The sequence below is a fragment of the Neptuniibacter sp. genome (assembly GCF_024231755.1).
Lineage (GTDB): Bacteria > Pseudomonadota > Gammaproteobacteria > Pseudomonadales > Balneatricaceae > Neptuniibacter.
On the sequence record NZ_JAAEQH010000061.1, the window covers coordinates 61,858 to 79,579 of the forward strand.

Annotated in this window: 21 protein-coding genes; 10 read left to right on the forward strand and 11 right to left on the reverse strand. The window is 44.9% G+C overall.

What is annotated here, in order from left to right; all coding sequences use genetic code 11:
- Positions 1 to 99 precede the first annotated feature (99 nt).
- From GY843_RS02480 to GY843_RS02495, 4 genes are all read left to right on the forward strand, one after another.
- Complete coding sequence (locus GY843_RS02480) at positions 100 to 255, forward strand: hypothetical protein (RefSeq protein WP_297306162.1); 156 nt, start codon at positions 100 to 102, stop codon at positions 253 to 255.
- Positions 256 to 341: 86 nt separating this feature from the next.
- Positions 342 to 758: a VOC family protein gene (locus tag GY843_RS02485; protein ID WP_297306164.1), complete on the forward strand. Its 417-nt coding sequence runs from the start codon at positions 342 to 344 to the stop codon at positions 756 to 758.
- 176 nt (positions 759 to 934) lie between these two features.
- Positions 935 to 1,480, forward strand: coding sequence for a hypothetical protein (locus tag GY843_RS02490; RefSeq protein WP_297306166.1), 546 nt, complete (start codon positions 935 to 937; stop codon positions 1,478 to 1,480).
- A 15-nt stretch (positions 1,481 to 1,495) separates the two neighbouring features.
- Entirely contained in the window at positions 1,496 to 1,789 is a 294-nt protein-coding gene (locus tag GY843_RS02495) for a DUF1330 domain-containing protein (RefSeq protein WP_297306168.1), read from the forward strand.
- A 133-nt stretch (positions 1,790 to 1,922) separates the two neighbouring features.
- On the opposite strand, the gene purB is transcribed toward GY843_RS02495, so the two are convergent.
- A complete protein-coding gene (gene purB / locus GY843_RS02500; protein ID WP_297306170.1) occupies positions 1,923 to 3,287 on the reverse strand; it encodes an adenylosuccinate lyase in 1,365 nt (454 codons plus the stop codon).
- Between the two features lie 175 nt (positions 3,288 to 3,462).
- On the opposite strand from purB, the gene GY843_RS02505 reads away from it, so the two are divergent.
- Positions 3,463 to 3,696, forward strand: a complete 234-nt coding sequence (locus tag GY843_RS02505) for a hypothetical protein (protein ID WP_297306172.1) — start codon at positions 3,463 to 3,465, stop codon at positions 3,694 to 3,696.
- 38 nt (positions 3,697 to 3,734) lie between these two features.
- Here GY843_RS02505 and hflD read toward each other — a convergent pair whose 3' ends face one another.
- The 3 genes from hflD to GY843_RS02520 all read right to left on the reverse strand — a co-directional run bounded on the left by hflD (position 3,735) and on the right by GY843_RS02520 (position 6,039).
- Positions 3,735 to 4,403: a high frequency lysogenization protein HflD gene (gene hflD, locus GY843_RS02510; protein ID WP_297306174.1), complete on the reverse strand. Its 669-nt coding sequence runs from the start codon at positions 4,401 to 4,403 to the stop codon at positions 3,735 to 3,737.
- A gap of 62 nt (positions 4,404 to 4,465) precedes the next feature.
- A complete protein-coding gene (gene mnmA / locus GY843_RS02515) occupies positions 4,466 to 5,578 on the reverse strand; it encodes a tRNA 2-thiouridine(34) synthase MnmA (RefSeq protein ID WP_297306176.1) in 1,113 nt (370 codons plus the stop codon).
- 14 nt (positions 5,579 to 5,592) lie between these two features.
- Complete coding sequence (locus GY843_RS02520) at positions 5,593 to 6,039, reverse strand: NUDIX hydrolase (protein ID WP_297306178.1); 447 nt, start codon at positions 6,037 to 6,039, stop codon at positions 5,593 to 5,595.
- 155 nt (positions 6,040 to 6,194) lie between these two features.
- Between GY843_RS02520 and moaE the strand changes: the two genes are divergently transcribed.
- Positions 6,195 to 6,653, forward strand: coding sequence for a molybdopterin synthase catalytic subunit MoaE (gene moaE, locus GY843_RS02525; protein ID WP_297306269.1), 459 nt, complete (start codon positions 6,195 to 6,197; stop codon positions 6,651 to 6,653).
- Positions 6,654 to 6,887: 234 nt separating this feature from the next.
- Positions 6,888 to 7,283 carry a CBS domain-containing protein gene (locus GY843_RS02530; RefSeq protein WP_297306180.1) on the forward strand — a complete coding sequence of 132 codons (396 nt, stop codon included), beginning with the start codon at positions 6,888 to 6,890 and terminating at the stop codon, positions 7,281 to 7,283.
- Positions 7,284 to 7,364: 81 nt separating this feature from the next.
- Here the strand turns inward: GY843_RS02530 and GY843_RS02535 are convergent, their stop codons facing one another.
- From GY843_RS02535 to GY843_RS02550, 4 genes are read right to left on the reverse strand one after another with little or no spacing between them, the layout of a single operon-like run.
- On the reverse strand, positions 7,365 to 8,060 hold the full coding sequence (locus tag GY843_RS02535; protein ID WP_297306182.1) for a response regulator transcription factor: 696 nt from the start codon (positions 8,058 to 8,060) through the stop codon (positions 7,365 to 7,367).
- On the reverse strand, positions 8,057 to 9,091 hold the full coding sequence (locus GY843_RS02540) for a HAMP domain-containing sensor histidine kinase (protein ID WP_297306185.1): 1,035 nt from the start codon (positions 9,089 to 9,091) through the stop codon (positions 8,057 to 8,059). The genes GY843_RS02535 and GY843_RS02540 overlap by 4 nt, the downstream gene beginning before the upstream one ends.
- Positions 9,092 to 9,880 carry a hypothetical protein gene (locus tag GY843_RS02545; protein WP_297306186.1) on the reverse strand — a complete coding sequence of 263 codons (789 nt, stop codon included), beginning with the start codon at positions 9,878 to 9,880 and terminating at the stop codon, positions 9,092 to 9,094. It abuts the gene before it with no gap.
- A 15-nt stretch (positions 9,881 to 9,895) separates the two neighbouring features.
- Positions 9,896 to 11,245, reverse strand: a complete 1,350-nt coding sequence (locus GY843_RS02550) for a VWA domain-containing protein (RefSeq protein ID WP_297306188.1) — start codon at positions 11,243 to 11,245, stop codon at positions 9,896 to 9,898.
- Positions 11,246 to 11,449: 204 nt separating this feature from the next.
- On the opposite strand from GY843_RS02550, the gene GY843_RS02555 reads away from it, so the two are divergent.
- Together GY843_RS02555 and GY843_RS02560 are read left to right on the forward strand one after the other, a co-directional pair.
- A complete protein-coding gene (locus GY843_RS02555; protein WP_297306190.1) occupies positions 11,450 to 11,815 on the forward strand; it encodes a hemerythrin family protein in 366 nt (121 codons plus the stop codon).
- Positions 11,816 to 11,924: 109 nt separating this feature from the next.
- Positions 11,925 to 12,311: a hypothetical protein gene (locus GY843_RS02560; RefSeq protein ID WP_297306192.1), complete on the forward strand. Its 387-nt coding sequence runs from the start codon at positions 11,925 to 11,927 to the stop codon at positions 12,309 to 12,311.
- Positions 12,312 to 12,348: 37 nt separating this feature from the next.
- Here GY843_RS02560 and GY843_RS02565 read toward each other — a convergent pair whose 3' ends face one another.
- Both GY843_RS02565 and GY843_RS02570 read right to left on the reverse strand, forming a co-directional pair.
- Positions 12,349 to 13,008: a TIGR02466 family protein gene (locus GY843_RS02565; protein WP_297306194.1), complete on the reverse strand. Its 660-nt coding sequence runs from the start codon at positions 13,006 to 13,008 to the stop codon at positions 12,349 to 12,351.
- Positions 13,009 to 13,090: 82 nt separating this feature from the next.
- Positions 13,091 to 13,885, reverse strand: a complete 795-nt coding sequence (locus GY843_RS02570) for an FRG domain-containing protein (RefSeq protein ID WP_297306196.1) — start codon at positions 13,883 to 13,885, stop codon at positions 13,091 to 13,093.
- A gap of 334 nt (positions 13,886 to 14,219) precedes the next feature.
- On the opposite strand from GY843_RS02570, the gene GY843_RS02575 reads away from it, so the two are divergent.
- Positions 14,220 to 15,743, forward strand: coding sequence for an aldehyde dehydrogenase family protein (locus GY843_RS02575; RefSeq protein WP_297306199.1), 1,524 nt, complete (start codon positions 14,220 to 14,222; stop codon positions 15,741 to 15,743).
- 437 nt (positions 15,744 to 16,180) lie between these two features.
- On the opposite strand, the gene GY843_RS02580 is transcribed toward GY843_RS02575, so the two are convergent.
- Entirely contained in the window at positions 16,181 to 17,719 is a 1,539-nt protein-coding gene (locus tag GY843_RS02580; protein WP_297306201.1) for a lytic transglycosylase F, read from the reverse strand.
- Between the last annotated feature and the right edge of the window lie 3 nt (positions 17,720 to 17,722).

Below are 17,722 nucleotides of genomic sequence, written 5' to 3' on the forward strand. Positions count from 1 at the left end.
CAAGTAAAACAAGCCGCCCTATTAATGAGCGGCTGCTAGGCGTTAGAGGGTTAGAGCCCTTTAACTAGCACAAAAAACATCTTTAAACAGGGATAGTAAATGATGAGTAGAGCCGAACTAGGTAAAGCATGGCGAGAGGGGTATTCTGCTGGTAAAGAGGGGAAACTTAGAGCTTCGAATCCATATTCTGGTATAGAACCCTCTTTAGCAAAAGAGTGGGACTTAGGCTGGAAAGAAGGGATGAATATCCATTAAGAGAGGATATAAAGGGCATAGAACCCTGGAACCCTTATCTTCAATCCAGTTTCAAATGTTGATGTTAGCTGAAAATGGAGTTGCACATGATCGAACCAATAAGCTCATTTCCTGTATTTACGGTTGAGAACCTAGATGCAGCCAAGTCATTCTATACAGAGAATCTTGGCTTTGACGTTATCTTTGCGGGTGATTGGTATATCCACTTGATTTCAAAATCGGGAGTTCAGGTAGGATTCCTATTGCCTGATCAACCTACCCAGCCTCCAATATTCCAAAAACCATACAGTGGTGAAGGTGTTATTTTTAGCTTGGAAGTTACAGACGCAGATGCGGCTTTCAATGAAGCAAAATCTAAATCACTAAATATTGTGCTTGAGCTGCGCTCCGAGGATTGGGGGCAACGTCATTTCTGTCTCCAGGACCCTAACGGTGTAAATATAGATATTGTTCAGTCCTTCGAGCCGACCGAAGAGTATCAGACTGATTATGTATCCTCATAACATGATGCAGAGCTCTTTGGCACATCAGGGATAATCATATGAAGCGAAACGTGCTGATTGTAGGTGCCAGTCGCTTAAGTGGATTTATTCAGCTTCGCTTCATCCTTAAAGGTTGAAAATCTCCTGCTAATCGCTGGACGCTCCAGGCGACTTATTTCACAAGGCTCACGAAAATCATGAAAAACCTACATAGCACCGTGCTTTTTACCATTCTTGCAGTTCAGACTAGTTTTGTTTCAGCTGGTAGCAATCATGATCATCCACATACCCATGCAGACGGTCAGAGTCATTCACATAAGCATGACTATAAAACACCGCATGCAGGAATAGAGAAGCCGCTCTGGGGGCTCGACGGGATTGAGGCTTATGTTGAGCTTAAACTTCATGATGACAAAGGCGATCTGGAGCTTTGGTTAACAAATTGGAAAGAGATAACGCCCTATGATCTTCCTTTAGGCACCCAAATCACTGTGACATTTACAGAGCTAGAAAATAAAACAGTGGAATTAAATGTGCGTAATAAGGCGAAGAATGAAGATGAAGATGGTCAGGTGAATATTCGCGATAATAAGACAAACTATTTCATTTTCCCTGGCGATACCGGAGTTGATGCATCTTTCTTGATCGGCAAAGGCTTTTCTTCAGATGTTATCGTTTCGTTTGAAATTGATGGCGTGCGATATGCAACCAGCTCATTTACATTAACCCCGCATACTCACTAGCACACTAGGCATCCAATGAAAAAAGCATACTGCATCGTCAATATTGTTAAGATTCACCATCCAGAAAAATTCAAAGAATATGTCATTGGGCATGTGCCGACAGTAGATCAGTACGGCGGAAAATTTCTGGTTAAAGGTGATCTAGGCGAGGTATTGGAAGGGGAGTGGCCAAATAACCTGATGGTGCTGCATGAGTTTCCGAGTATTGAGCAGTTTAAGCGTTGGTATGAGTCGGAAGAGTATAAACCCTGGAAAGAGCTAAGACAGAGCTGCGCTGATGTGAATGTGATACTGACAGAGGGCGCATAGGATGTGCGCATTGTAAGTAGATTAAATTTGGCGGCTTTCGAGGCAAGCAGCCACACTGTTTCTGACTACGGATTCGAATAAGGCTGAAATAAAAAAACGGGGCATATAGCCCCGTTTTTCATGATCCAATTACTTAGATCTTTTTAGCTTGTGCTACTGCATTACCAATGTAGCTATGTGGCGTTAGCTCTTTTAGAGCCTGCTTAGCTTCTTCTGGCATATCCAGTGTATCAACGAAAGCCATGATCGTTTCTTTGCTCATATCCTGACCGCGGGTCAGCGCTTTCAGCTTCTCATATGGCTCTTCGATAGCGTAACGGCGCATCACTGTCTGAATCGGTTCAGCCAATACTTCCCAAGCATTCTCCAGATCTTCATTTAGCTGACCTGGGTTGAGCTCCAGCTTGCTGATACCTTTCAGTGTAGATTGGTAAGCAATCATGCTGTAACCGAAACCTACACCCATGTTACGTAGAACAGTGGAGTCAGTCAGGTCACGCTGCCAGCGAGAGATCGGCAGCTTCTGAGCCAGGTGACCCATAATCGCATTAGCAATACCCAGGTTTCCTTCGGAGTTTTCGAAGTCGATTGGGTTAACTTTGTGAGGCATTGTAGAAGAGCCTACTTCACCAGCGATAGTCTTCTGCTTGAAGTATGCCTGTGAGATGTAGCCCCAAACGTCACGATCAAAGTCGATCAGGATTGTGTTGAAGCGTGCAACTGCATCGAATAGCTCAGCGATGTAATCGTGTGGTTCGATCTGAGTTGTGTATGGGTTCCAGTTAAGGCCCAGGCTTTCAACGAAATCTTTTGCGTTTACTTCCCAGTCGATATCAGCATAAGCAGACAGGTGAGCGTTGTAGTTACCTACAGCACCGTTGATTTTACCCAGAAGCTCTACATTTTCCAGCTGCTTGATCTGACGCTGCATACGGTAAGCAACGTTAGCCATCTCTTTACCTACGGTAGTAGGAGAGGCTGTCTGACCGTGCGTACGTGACAGCATTGGTTGTTCGGCGAACTCACGACCCATCTGGGCGATTTCGTCAGTTACCTGCTGCATAAGTGGCAGAACCACCTGCAGACCATGCTTAAGCATCAGGGCGTGAGACAGGTTGTTGATGTCTTCAGAAGTACAAGCAAAATGAACAAATTCATTAATCGCCATTAGCTCGGCGTTATCTTTGAATTTGTCTTTGATGAAGTACTCAACCGCTTTAACGTCGTGGTTAGTTGTACGCTCAATATCTTTAACTGCCTGTGCATCTTCAGCACAGAAGTCGTCTACGATAGAGTTCAGCAGAGCGTTAGCATCGGCACTCAGTGGTGGTACTTCTGAAATCTCAGGGTGTGCAGCCAGTTTCTGCAGCCAGCGTACTTCTACTTCAACGCGGAAGCGAATCAGGCCATATTCACTAAATACATCACGCAGGTCAGCAGTTTTGCTGCCATAGCGACCATCAACCGGAGAAACGGCAGTCAGTGCGGAAAGCTCCATGAATCGATCTCTACCATAGTTAAGAAATGAAGGCGCGAATTATACCTGAGTCGAATGCCGATTCGTAGTGCATGTTGAAGTTATTCTGGACACATCCCAAGTCCGTTTCTATTCTAGAGGTATCGACTTTAGTTTAATGCCGTGTTTTTGAGTTAATCTTTCGAGAGGATCAGAAATGACTATCACAGTAACCGGCTCCTATGCCTCAAGTGACCAGATCAAAATGGTCTTTGACGACCTAATAGCGAAAGGTATTCCCAGGGAGCAAGTTTTTATAGACACATACGAAAATGCTGTAAAAGTAATGACTGCAGACAATATGGAGTGGGATATTGAGCGGATCTTACGAACGCATGGTGTGAGAAGGTACAAAATAAGGCGAAAGAGCATTTATACGCTGCTGGGATAAAAAAATGGATAACGATTGTCGTTATCCATTTTTATATTTTACTGATCCAGCAACTTTCTAAGAGAAGGGCGTAGACGGGACTTAAAGAACAACAGATGCCAACGTTTACCCCCTTTCTGCCGCCAGAGCATTGCGCTGCGAATACCGGCTAGGAGCAGAGCACGAATCTTAGCTGCATTCTCACTATTCTGAAGATGTCGCGGATCGCCTGTCACCTGAATACGAAAACTGAAACTGCTGATTGTATCCTGGTAAAGATTTGCGATATTGGCAATCACATTCGGATGGCAGTAGGCGCTTGGGTTATCGGTCGCTTCCTGATCTTCCGAGTTAAAATAACGCGCTTGCTCTGAAACCTGTGACAGGCGCTGCCCAACCGTTTTCATCATCTCAGGATCGGCGCTCAGCTTGCGCTCAAGGTGCATCATGCTCAGCGCGTAACGAATAACATCTTTGTTGTGTTCAGCGCGCGGCTTTTCAACCAGATCTCTAAGGTTTTGCAGACCAAGATGAAGATTATAGGCTAACTCTTCTTTACCACCGAAGATATCTTCACTGCTTTCTGGATTAAGCTGCATGATGCTGTAAACGGAGGTTTCCAAACTGTTTTGGGCAACCATGCCTCGTGTGGCGATTTGTTCCACTAAAGCGGCGGCCTGAAATAGCCCGGCCAATCCTAACGCTTGCTCATCGTGAACGCGTGACACTACTAAAACCTCTACTTACTCGTCTTTTTTTATAAATATTGTTCTTATTAATACGGTGCTTATTAATTCTGTTCTGAATTTTTGCCGGTATGTTCAATCACGCCGCCGCCCAGACAGACATCTTCAGCATAGATAACGACTGATTGCCCTGGTGTAATCGCACGTTGCGCTTCATTGAACAGAATTTTATAGCCCGATTCACCGTGACGTTCGATAATACATTCCTGATCGGACTGGCGATAGCGGACTTTAGCTTTACAGTGATAGGGCAGCGCAGGCTCTTCATCGTTGATCCAGAACAGGTCGTCAGCAGTGAGCCAGTCTGTAAACAAGAGATCATTCTGCTTACCCTGAACAGCAATCAATACATTGCGCTCAAGATCCTTACCCGCTACAAACCAAGGCTCTTCAGGGTAGTTTTTCAAACCACCAATCTGTAAACCCTGACGCTGACCGATTGTGTAATACATCAAACCCGCATGTTCGCCGATCACATCACCCGTAGGGGTTTCGATTTTTCCAGGCTGTGCTGGCAGGTACTGCTTGAGGAAGTCACTGAAGCGACGTTCTCCGATAAAGCAAATGCCCGTACTATCTTTCTTATTATGGGTAACCAGATCATGTTCTTCAGCTAGCTTGCGGACTTCTGGCTTCTCCAGCTCACCAACAGGAAAGAGTGTCTTTTCGATCTCTTTCTGGCCAACCTGATGCAGGAAGTAGCTTTGATCTTTGTTGTCATCCAAGCCTTTTAACAACCGGGTTTTACCATCCCGCTCGCCGCGACGCACATAATGGCCAGTAGCGATTAGATCAGCGCCTAGCTCAATTGCATACTCAAGAAAGGCTTTAAACTTGATTTCCCGATTACACAGGATGTCTGGATTTGGCGTGCGTCCAGCTTTGTACTCTTCAAGAAAATGCTCGAAGACGTTATCCCAGTATTCTGCTGCGAAGTTGGCTGTATGAAGATGAATGCCCAGCTTGTCGCATACCGCCTGAGCATCAGCCAGATCTTCTTTGGCTGTACAGTATTCAGTACCGTCATCTTCGTCCCAGTTTTTCATAAACAGGCCTTCGACCTGATAGCCTTGCTGCATTAATAGCAGAGCAGAAACGGATGAATCGACACCGCCGGACATGCCGACGATCACTTTTGTATTGCTGTGATCAGTCATGAAAACGTATTAACTTAGTTGCTGTATTCGTAAATCAGGTCAAGAGGGTATTCTTTGCCTGCCAGATAATCATCAATGCATTTAAGTACCATCGGGCTGCGAAGTTTTTCTGCGCTGGCTTCTATCTCATCCCGGCTCATCCAGACCTCCCGGATAATACCTTCATCCAGCTCTCGCTCAGACTCATGTTCCAGAGCCTCAGCATAAAAGCAGGCGCGATGGTAGGTGATATTGTTTTCACCTTTATAGACGTAAAAACCGATCAGGTATTTGGGCTCAACATGCCAGGCAGATTCTTCCAGGGTTTCCCGCTTTGCTGCTTCGATGAAGGTTTCTCCTTCATCAATATGTCCGGCGGGCTGATTAAGAACAACTTTGCCTGACGAGACCTCTTCGACCAGTAGGAATTTTCCATTTTTCTCTACAATAACCGCAACGGTAGCGTGTGGATACCAAGCCATCCTGGTCCTCAGTTTCTAATGCATATAAAGCGGCACACGATACCACTAAATCGGTCTATTTGCAGTTAAATCTACAGATCCAAAAAACAGGTTTTTGCAGAAAATATGTTAATAATAGTGATAGTATTCGTGACTGATTAACCGAGGACTGAATGATGGCATCAACTGAAATATTCGTACAAACAGAAAACTTTGATATTGGCGATCTGTCTGAGCGGGTTAGGGCTAACGATGCCACCAGCGGTGCAATCGTAACGTTTACAGGAATTGTCCGCGAACTAGAGGTTTCAGACAATTCTCTGGATGCTCTTTATCTTGAACATTATCCAGGGATGACAGAGAAAGCCCTTGAGAAAATCGGCGCACAGGCCCGTGAGCGCTGGGAGCTTGGCAATATTATTATTGGCCATCGAGTGGGGCGTTTAAACCTGAATGAAAATATTGTTTTCGTTGGTGTAGGTAGCGCACACCGGGTTAATGCTTTTGAGGCCGCTCAATTCATCATGGATTACCTGAAGAAAGATGCCCCGTTCTGGAAAAAAGAGATCACTAATGAAGGCGAAGAATGGGTTGAACAGAAGAAGAGCGACCTTGATGCTGCTGATAACTGGTAGCCAATTCTTCCCACACCTTAATCCTGACCCACCAACCGAATGTTATAAGCCTTTAGCCGAACAGGCTTAATCCATGGCTTAGTTATTGCTCAAACTCTGTATCTCACGCGGATTCAGGCTGCTTTTAGCCTGGACCGCCCAAATAAAAGCGTTATCTGTATGCTGCTGTAATTATTGCACCCAAACAGTGCTTTATTCAGTGGTACTAGCGCATGATTAGATACGGGAGTTGAAATGGATTTACCTAAAATCTCTGATTGTATGAGCACAGACTTTGCAAAGATCAAAGCTGACATGCCTGTTGCCGAGGCATCCAAAAATCTTATTAAGAAAGTATTGTTGGGCGGCCCGGTTGTTGATGACCATGGAGGTCTGATCAGATGGATTTCAGAGCAGGATTGCCTGAAAGTTACAGTGCAGGTTGTTTATCTTAACCAACGCGTTGCTACTGTGCAGGAAATTATGAGTAGTGACGTGCTGGTGGTGAAAGAAAGTGATGATCTTCTTTCCGTAGCTCAGCAGATGCTAGACGCAAAACCCAAGGCTTACCCTGTGGTAAATGAGCAGAATAAGGTTTTAGGGGTTATTACACGTCGCCATATACTTGATCAGCTAGCGACTCGTATTTAGTGCATTTATTGAGGTGTGGCTAATCGGTGTAGCTAATCAGAGTAAAGAAGGGGAATGAATTATTCCCTTTCTGCCCTCGCATCATTCATGATCATATCGATAACCCAAACCATGTACGGTTTTAATGATTTTTGGGGTCTTAGGGTCGATCTCAATTAGCTTTCTTAATTTGGAAATATGCTGATCCAGTGTTCGGCTGCTGGGTAGATAGTCACGTCCCCAGCAATGATTGAACAACATGTCTCGATCAACTACTTTTCCTTTGTTTTCAAAGAGTAACTGAAGAGTCTTAATATCTCTCAAACTAAGCTCCATTACCATTTCTTCCCGTTTGGCACGGAGCTGTTCCGGATGAACCTCAAGATCGTCCAGCTGAAAACATACCTCAGCAGAAGAAGTTGTTAGTTTCTCTGATTGCAGGCAGCGACGAGTGACCGCTCTTATTCTGGCAATGACCTCGCGTGTCCCAAAAGGCTTTTTAATATAGTCGTCAGCCCCCAGCTCAAGCCCTAGAACTTGATCTATTTCCTCAGATTTCGCCGTAATAAAAACAACTGGAACCTGCTCATTCAACTGACGTATCTTACGACAAACAGCGTAACCATCCATTTTCGGCATCATGATATCCAAAAGAACCAGTGCAGGTTGCTGCTCAGAGAATAACTTTAGCGCGGCCTCTCCATCCGCTGCTTCAATGCAGTCATAACCCTCGGCCTCTAACAGATCAACAAGGCCAAGGCGGATATTAATATCGTCCTCTGCGATTAATACTCTCACTCCTCGCCCTCCAGTTCATTTTCCTTGATTGATATACTCACAAGGAAACTTGCCCCACGTTGGGTAGATTCAAGTACGAGATCCCCGCTGTGCGCACGGGCCAGCTCACGTGCGATACTCAGACCTATTCCTGTGCCACTTACACCGTCAGTCAATTTGTTACTCGCTCTATAGAATGGTGTGAATATTTTCGCGGCTGCATTTTTATCTATACCTGGGCCATCATCTTCCACACGGATAAAGCAGAAATGCTTCCCATCCTCCCAGCATGACACCTGAACCTGACCACTATCGGCGGCGTATTTTTCACAATTACTTAAAAGATTATTGAGAATCTGCTCAACCGCGTTTGGGTCAAAATATGCCGTGCTATCGCATCTGTTATCAAACTGGATGCTCATAGCTTTCTGTTTAAAAGCGGGCTCAAAATTCCCAATGACTTTTTCAATGGTGTGACAGATTCGATCTTGCTGACGGCAGATCTTGTTATTGCTACGACCGATGCGGGAGAAACTCAGAACGTTATCGATTAAGCGTGAGAGTCTCTGGCTTTCGTTATTGATCACATCAAGGTAGCGTTTCTGCTTTACCTCAGATTCATCTACTTGGTTATCCAACATCTCTGCATACATGCGCACATTGGTGAGCGGTGTCTTAAGCTCGTGAGATACCTGATTTACAAAATTGACACGCTGTTCAGCTATTCGCGCAGCTTGAGTCTGTTCTCTGTATAGCATCCAGGCCAAAAGCGACAATCCCAAAAAAGTAAGCATTACAGTGCTATAGGTTTCAAGCCAACTGTTGGATGGCGACTGAAGGGCAGGTGAGTAATACTCAAGATGCCAACTAGCAAGCGGATGACTGAGGGATAAGGTTTGTAACGGTTCTGCGTTCTTTGCTATCTGGCTAAGTTGTCCCCACTCGTAAACTATCTCCCTCTGACTGTTAAGCATACGAATGGCAGCGTTTTTCAATTGATCAATCGATTGGCTCTCTGCTTCGTCTGGAAGCATATTGATAAGATCTGACATCTAACGTGCATTATTAAGGCTGAAACCAATGACTTCCCCGCTAGGGGTTTCCTTCCAGTAAAGCTGTTCCAGTTCCGCTCCTCTATACCAAGCGATCCACCCCGATGGAGAGCTCTCTATATTTGAAACTACAATTTGATCGTTCTCTGCATCAGCAAACGTCTCAGATGCGGGTTCTTGTGCTAAATCAGCAGAACTAATATAGGGCGCTGATTGCACTGGCTTTTGTGTCGATATATTTATCTCCGGAGCAGCAGGAGCAGACCTTAATTGAGCACTGATAGTTTTAGATACTTGGCGCGCTTCAGCCAAAACACTACTTTCTGCAGGTATTGAATACTTTTCAGAAGGTTCTGCTGTGTTGCTTACTTCATTCCTGACATGAAAAAGATCACGATTATCCAGCAACTCTTTATAACCATTTATGAAAGCGCGCTCACTTCGAGTCAGATTGCCAGAGCCAGGATAGATTGTTTCCCGATCTGCATTAAGGATAAACACTTGATCAATATAAGGACTGGATTTGGTCAGATTACGGATACTTGGCAAGCTGTACTCTGAATCTTTTTCCGCGTACTGCTTGGCCACTTCTTGATTCAATGCCCCTTCAAGGCGGCGAAAATGCCCCTGAAATGATTGATCGATCTTTGCTAATTGCGACTCGACTAACGCTTCTAATTGATGATTAACCAGCTGCTGTTGCTGCTCCTCGACGCGCGCTGAAAACCAGGCCAACACCAACAGGGGCATTAGGATTATGCAAATCAGTAACAGGGGCGTTTTTTTCATCTAATAATTCTGCTGCTAATAACTCTGCTGTGTGGCACGCTTATATTGACGCTCTTTAAGTTCCTTGCGTTTCTTATTCCATTCTTGCTCATCATCCAGCTCTTCAGCATCTTTTAGTGCCTCTTCTTTCTGCTCAATAAGCTTCGGCGAAGCCAGTGTTTGACCCAGATTATCTAGGTAATCTGCACTTTTCTGCAAAATACTCTTGGCTGCGTTAATGTCACCTTTATCGCGTAATTCTACAGCTTCCCGGTTCAGCTCATTTGCAACCTGCTCAGCTGCTGCCTCATAGGTTTTCGTATCAACAGCATCCTCAATTTCCTGTTGTGAACGCGTAAAAGCGGCAGTCACATTGCTGTTAAGGCGCTCGGTACGTTTATTGAACAGGTCTGTATAACTGATGTTTACATCAACGAGGTTTATCTCTGCATGTTCCTTTTGCTCTGGCACCTCAACTTCCAGAATCATGAACTTTTCCTGTTCACTGTATAGCTGATTAAGCCGAGTTTGTACGGTATTACCTATTATGTCCGCTTCACGACCCAGTATGCGGAGTGGCTTCACTCCATTGCGACAGTGAATTTCTATTTCAACCCCTTGAGCTACAACAGAAAGCACATCACCAAATTCATATTGGAATATTCGAGCCAGATCACCTGCATTCTCGACAAATGCATGATTGCCATCACTAAAGCCAGCTAGTTGTGTCATAAGGTCTTCGTTATAGCCAAGTCCTAACCCTATCGTAGTTACACTCATCCCTTCTTTAGCTAATGACAAGCCAAGTTTGCCAAGATCATTGGGGGAGCTGGGGCCTACATTAGCAAGGCCGTCAGAGAGAAGAATGACTCGATTTACCTTATTAAGATCCAGAAACTTTCTTAACTCTTGCGCGCCTTTGCTGACACCAGCAAAGAGAGCAGTATTACCATTGGCCTGTATATCGCTGATAGCACTGGCTATAAGCTTCTTGTCACTGACTTTGGTTGCAGGAACAACCACCTGAACACGAGAATCGTAGCTAACCACAGAAACAATATCGTGCTTATCAAGGCGTTTGATTGCCATAATTGCAGCTTCTTTAGCCCGCAAAAGCTTTTCGCCCTGCATGGAGCCTGATTTATCGAGCACTACAGCTATGTTGGCAGGAATACGTTGCTGCTCCTGTTCCTGCTTAATACCCTCTAAAGAAATTTTAATGAACGCTTTATGGCGCTGCTCAGCCTCCATGACAGGAGTAGCCAGATTGATATTTAGGTCGACCTGTTTTGCTTGCACTAAAGACACAAAGGAGGGGGAGAGAGCCAAGGCAGCGGATGCTAATAGGCTCAGACTTACTTTTCTTATTTGACGAAGACTGTTCATGGTTCTATTCCTCAATCTAGTATCGATAGCTCCAATGTAAGCCAGCCCCGCTTTCAAAAAGTCAGACAGATTTATAAATGTTGTAAAAGATTTGTAAAAAAGGATCAAGGCCGCCCTGAATCTGATTCAGGTCAGTTACATATTGCTGCCGCTGTTACAGAATGAGCAGTCGGTAAATCTAAAAATAAGACGCAAGGAGCCCAAATGACTAAAACAAGTGAGCTAATCTGGCAAGATCAGCAGCATCAAGTGCTATTTGAGCTTATCGATGAGATCAAGGCAGACCATGTGGACTCATCAACTTTTGAGCGTCTTAACGATTACGCCGAGCATCATTTCTTGCTGGAAGAAGCCTACATGAAGGCGCTGAACTATCCTGGATTTGAAGATCACCTCCAAGCCCACAATAAGTTTCGGGTTGAGCTGGGCAAGATGCTTGATGACCACCACACTTATAACTCTCAACTAAGAGACATGCTGTCTGATTTCCTTTCTGAATGGCTTAAACGCCACATTTTCGGTGTAGATAAGAAGCTTGAAGAGTTTATTCTGAACTCGGAATGTAAATAACGTTCACGGAAATATCACAACCTTAATATTTCATTGTTTTTTAACGCTTGTTTTTGGAGTTTAGTTGATCTAATTTCAATCTTTTCTTGATGCTACTGAGAAACGATAAATGCCGCTGATCTGTATTAAGTCTTTACCGTTTGAAGATGAAGTTGATGTGCCTGGTATGATCAAGAGCATCACTGAAGATTTTGCTCATGGTACCGAAGTGAGCATTGAGCATATTACAGTGACCTGGGAGTATATTTCGGCCCGTCACTACTCAGTTGCAGGCCTTATGCCCGCAACCCAGCCGCAGAGCGATAGCCATCCAATTCTAGTTGAGCTTCATGCTCCCAGCTTTCATAACCAAAGCAGTGTTGAAACGATGATGCAATGTATTGCATTTTCGGTTTCAAAGCGCAGCGGTGTGTCTTACGGCAACATTTTTATTAATTACCACAAAGTCAGCTCAGGCCATATTTTCGACCGTGGCGATGTAGTGCACTGGAAGTGATTTTGAAGGGGCAGACTAAGTCTTACCCACTTGCATGTCAGGCGAGCTCGACGATTGAGTTGAAAGCAATAATCACTCTATCTTTTTTCCCAAAATAGGGCAGAGCTGAGTGCTTTAGATACGAAGGAAAAATAACAACCTGTCCTTCAACTGGCTCGAAATCCCAGAAGCCCTGTTGATTGATATAGGCGGAACCCGCATCAGCATAATGATCTGCATTAACGCGAGGATCATAAAAACGGTTCACGCCATTACGGGATCCCAATTCACATTCGCCTGGATCAAGGTAGTAGATCCCACACCATGAGCAGTTTGGATGGGAATGCACATCGTGATAACCACCATCCTGAGTAACATGAAACCAGGATTCAATGATTGTCGCATCACCTTCAGCGTCTTCAGGCCAGTACTCATGATTCACTTCAGTCGCTATTGCCGAGATCAACTCTTCCAGCATGCGACGAAGTTCCATGATGGCTGGATTATCTGCTTCCAAGAAACACAGTTTACTTTCAAACAGCTGATGCTTAGCAGTAACGGCAACCTCGCTGGCTACAGCTTGTTCCTGTGACTTTTGATAGTTGTAAATATATTGCAGCAGATCTTCTTTTAGGAACTCATGATCAGGATTAGAAGTAACGAACAGAGGAGAAGACCAGGCCTGAATCGGCTCAATCACAGGTGATTCTGAATACATAAAGCAACTACCTAAGCGAGTGTTTCCCATATTTTACTCTGACAAGAGAAAACACAAAATGGCGAAGATCAACCTAAACTGTTTACTTTGATTGGCCAGAAGTTCCCACCCAACTAACTTCAAGCTCATAAGAGATGGAGCGAGCCAAACCATCCAGATCAGGGAATAGGGTGGCATTACTAATGTTCATTCGATACAAAGCTTCCATCGCTTCTTTACGAATATCTGGAGATAGAACAATTTTGGCAAGTATTGGTCTGTCATAGACGTAGTTACTTAAAAGCTCTTCTACGGTTACATCAATTTTCCCAGGAATCATAAATGTTCCGGCCTGAGCAACAATACGGCGATCCATGGTCCATGGCTCACCAGGCCAGACAACAGGGTAATTATTTGACAGGTAATAACGGTTTAGCGAATCAGAATTACGTGGATCTATAGCATCACGATTAAGCTCTGGAAAACCTGGTGGTGTAGCCTCGTGCCAGAGGGCAGGGGTGTTTACAGCAAAGACCGCAGCAGGCGTTGTACAAGACTGCAAAGCAAAGTAACTGGCCACATAAGGTGATTTAGTAAAATCTAGTAAACGAGTTGGTGCTCCATGATGCTGCATAAGGGCGAGGCAGCGAAAATCGTCTTTTAGTGAAGAGGTATCGTTAAGGAAGTAGTGAGCCTTGCGTTTAAAAACGCGGATTGCCCGATCTTCTTGTTCCGCCCATTTATCCTGAGGCACAAACTGTTTTAAGCGACGAGTGAGAGAGCTTTCCAGCCCCCATTCAGCATCTCGTTGACCACGAAATGCCCAACCACGAAGCTCTTCTGACTCTACCAATAGAAGAAAATCCTTCCAGCTTTCCACTTCATAGAGCTGTGTCATCACGTTTTCCTTTGCACCAAAACAGGCCGTTTAATAGAAATTGTAGTGCTTATTTGCGGCTCATTCACCTTGTAAACAGAGATAAAGCAGCAAGTCACTCTGCGTTAATTATCATCTAATCAAGAGGTTATGTTTACTGGACCAAAGGCATGGAGAGCCATGTGACGAAATTAGCAGGAATGGCGGGGCCTCGATATGTAGTACTAAATGAGTAATTTTTCAATGCCAAGGAATGATACCTGCTTTTCGGGCAGGGTAGCTAATATTGATTTGTAAAGTAACCAGCACTGCCGCCAGTAGAGAGGCAGTTGATAAAAATTATAGAGGCACTTAGATGACGATTTACGCTAAGCCGGGTACAGAAGGCTCTGTTGTTACATTTAAAGAACGTTATGGTAACTTCATCAACGGCGAGTGGGTTGCACCTGTTAATGGTCAGTACTTCACTAACCACACTCCAGTAACTGGTGAAGCTGTATGTGAGATTCCACGCTCTGATTCAGCAGATATCGAAAAAGCTCTGGACGCTGCGCACGCGGCTCAGATGACTTGGGGCAAAACATCTACGATCGAGCGTCAGAACATCCTTCTGAAAGTTGCTGACCTGATCGAAGCTAACCTGGAAAAACTGGCTGTAGCTGAGACTTGGGATAACGGTAAAGCTGTTCGTGAAACGCTGGCTGCTGACGTTCCACTATCTGCTGACCACTTCCGTTACTTCGCTGGCTGCATCCGTGCACAGGAAGGTTCTATCGGTGAAATCGACGAAACTACAGTTGCTTACCACTTCCACGAGCCACTAGGTGTTGTTGGTCAGATCATTCCTTGGAACTTCCCACTGCTGATGGCAGCATGGAAGATCGCTCCAGCACTGGCAGCAGGTAACTCTATTGTCCTGAAACCAGCTGAAGCAACTCCACTATCTATTCTTATCCTGCTTGAGTGCATCGCTGAAGCACTTCCACCAGGTGTACTGAACGTTGTTAACGGTTTCGGTGGCGAAGCAGGTCAGGCTCTGGCTTCTAGCACTCGTATCGCTAAGATCGCGTTCACAGGTTCTACTCCAGTAGGTTCTCACATCATGAAATGTGCTGCTGAGAACATCATCCCATCTACAACTGAGCTGGGTGGTAAGTCTCCAAACGTTTACTTCAATGACGTTATGGATCAGGACGACGAGTTCGTAAGCAAAGCAGTAGAAGGTGCGGTACTGGCATTCTTCAACCAGGGTGAAGTTTGTACTTGTCCTTCACGTCTACTGGTTCAGGAAGATATCGCTGATGCATTCCTGGCTAAAGTTGTTGAGCGCGTAGGCATGATCAAGCGTGGCAACCCACTGGATACTGATACAATGGTTGGTGCTCAGGCGTCTCAGGAACAGTTCGATAAGATCCTGGGTTACATCGACATCGGTCGTGACGAAGGTGCTGAAGTCCTGACAGGTGGCGGCATCGAGAAACTGGAAGGCGATTACGGTAACGGTTACTACATCAAGCCTACTCTTCTGAAAGGCACAAACGACATGCGCGTTTTCCAGGAAGAGATCTTCGGCCCAGTAGTTTCTGTAACTACATTTAAAGACGAAGCTGAAGCGCTGGCTATCGCGAACGACACTGAGTTCGGTCTGGGCGCAGGCGTATGGTCTCGCGACACTAACATCGCTTACCGCATGGGTCGTGGCATCCAGGCTGGTCGTGTATGGATGAACTGCTACCACCTGTACCCAGCACACGCTGCGTTCGGCGGTTACAAGAAGTCCGGTGTAGGTCGTGAAACTCACAAGATGATTCTGGACCACTACCAGCAGACTAAAAACATGCTGGTTAGCTACAGCGAAAGCCCACTGGGCTTCTTCTAAGGGAGCTGGCATAGAAGCCCACTGCAAACAGCGGGCTTCTACCCTAAAGCTATTTCATGTAGCTTCTTGCGTTTATTGCGGCCCTTTATGGGCCGCTTTTTTATGCCTCATATAATCACACCCGCACGGAAAGCATGACTCATTAAGAGCCCCTAACTCCAAATTCCAGCACTTAAATCCTCTATAGACGGCATCATTCCTTTTAATTCTTGAATGCCCGGTAATGTATTCATATCTGACCAAGTTGGAGCGGTGTCCTCACCGCGAAAGTGGGCAGGTAGCTTTCACGATTAAACCCACAAAGGGCAACTGCTCAAACTATATTCTTATCTGAGTAGTGCGAGAAACTGGAATAGAAATTATTGGCAACCATGGCCGGCAAAGCCCAAACTGATGGAAGCCAGCTATCTAATAGGTAGTTTAGAACTGAAAAACTCTTAGTTAATGACCTTATCTAAAAGCTGAACCCTTTCGGTATAAAGAGATTTGGATAGGTTGTAAGCAGTGTAATATTTATAGATATTTGAAACGTATTGAACAGTTTCATTGCCGATTATTTTGGCTGCAGCCAGCTCCACGTTACCAAACCATTGGTTGCGATCAAGCCCCATCTCATCGGCAAGTTTTCGCATTTTTCTTAGATTTCCAGGTCCTGCATTGTACGCAGCCAATGACAAAAGCATCTGATCAAGAGCAGAGACATTATCATCAGAAACATAGCGCTTACGCAGGAAAGCCATATATTTAGCGCCAGCATGAATGTTGTGTTCAATATCATCGATCTGTTCGATAGCAACATTCTTATCACTCGCAGTGCTTGGCAGAAGCTGCATCACCCCTACAGCGCCGCGGTGACTTTTAGTTGCCTGTTTAAGGCCTGATTCCTGGAAGGCCTGAGCGGCCAGCGCAATAGGATCCAGCTGGTACTTTTCTGCATATTTAGTGAAGAGAGGCATTAAGCGAACAAGGCGATCTTTGTCCGTATGGAGTAGGGGGTTCGTTATCCATTTTTCACTTATTAGATAACGCTTGATCAGGATATTACCCAGAAGGGAGCCTTTCTTAACCCGTTTGGCTATGAACCGATTTAAGCTCTTTTGTAACTGAGGCGTATTTTTCCGTATCGCCCAACCGACACTATTACCCTCTGTGAGTCGTACCGCCCTTTCAATTTGTAGCTGAGGCAATACACCTGCCCATAACTCAGCTTTGTAGTCATCTACTATGGTGTAGTTAAAGATACCCGCGTTAACAATTTCGAGGATATCCTCACTTAGAAGCTTTGATTCAGCCTCCACAACATCGACAGGAGGAAGCCCTTGCGGCAAGCGCTCATTAAAGCCCCTCAAGTGCTCTGCATAGCTACTGTTTCGTAGAACATAAACTGTTTTGCCTGACAGGCCCTCTAACGAACTGATAGGGGCTGCGCTTTTATTTCTGACCAGAACTTCTGAAACATCTGCCTTCTCATTAGAGGTAAAATCAACCTTTTCTAAACGTTCGGGCGTTTTGGTTAGTAGCGCAGCAGCAATATCTCCGTAACCTGCTTGCAAGGCGGGAATTAATTGATCAAATGTCACAGGAATATAAGTAATCCGAATTTTTTCAGACTCTTTCTTAATCCCTTCGTTGATTTCATCCTCATAAGCCTGCAGAAGCTCTGCCTGCAGACCTTTTATCTGCCCATTATGAATAAAGAAGTCTGTTTTACTGTATGTAACAAGCGCACGGATAGACCTTTTGCGCTTCATCTCAGAAAAATCACCAAAGAAAGGACCTTCATTCTCAGACTTCAACAAGCCCTTCAGGGGTGATTCGACTATGAATTCATTTGGTTTTACTTCTGATTGCTTGTGCTCAGCAGAAGAGGGAGGCTCTGTTTTACTTTGAATCGGCTGCTCAGCGCACTGATCGCAGCCAACAATAACCGGCAGAAAAAAAGCGAGTACAATTATAATCTTTATAAATGAGCGCACCGA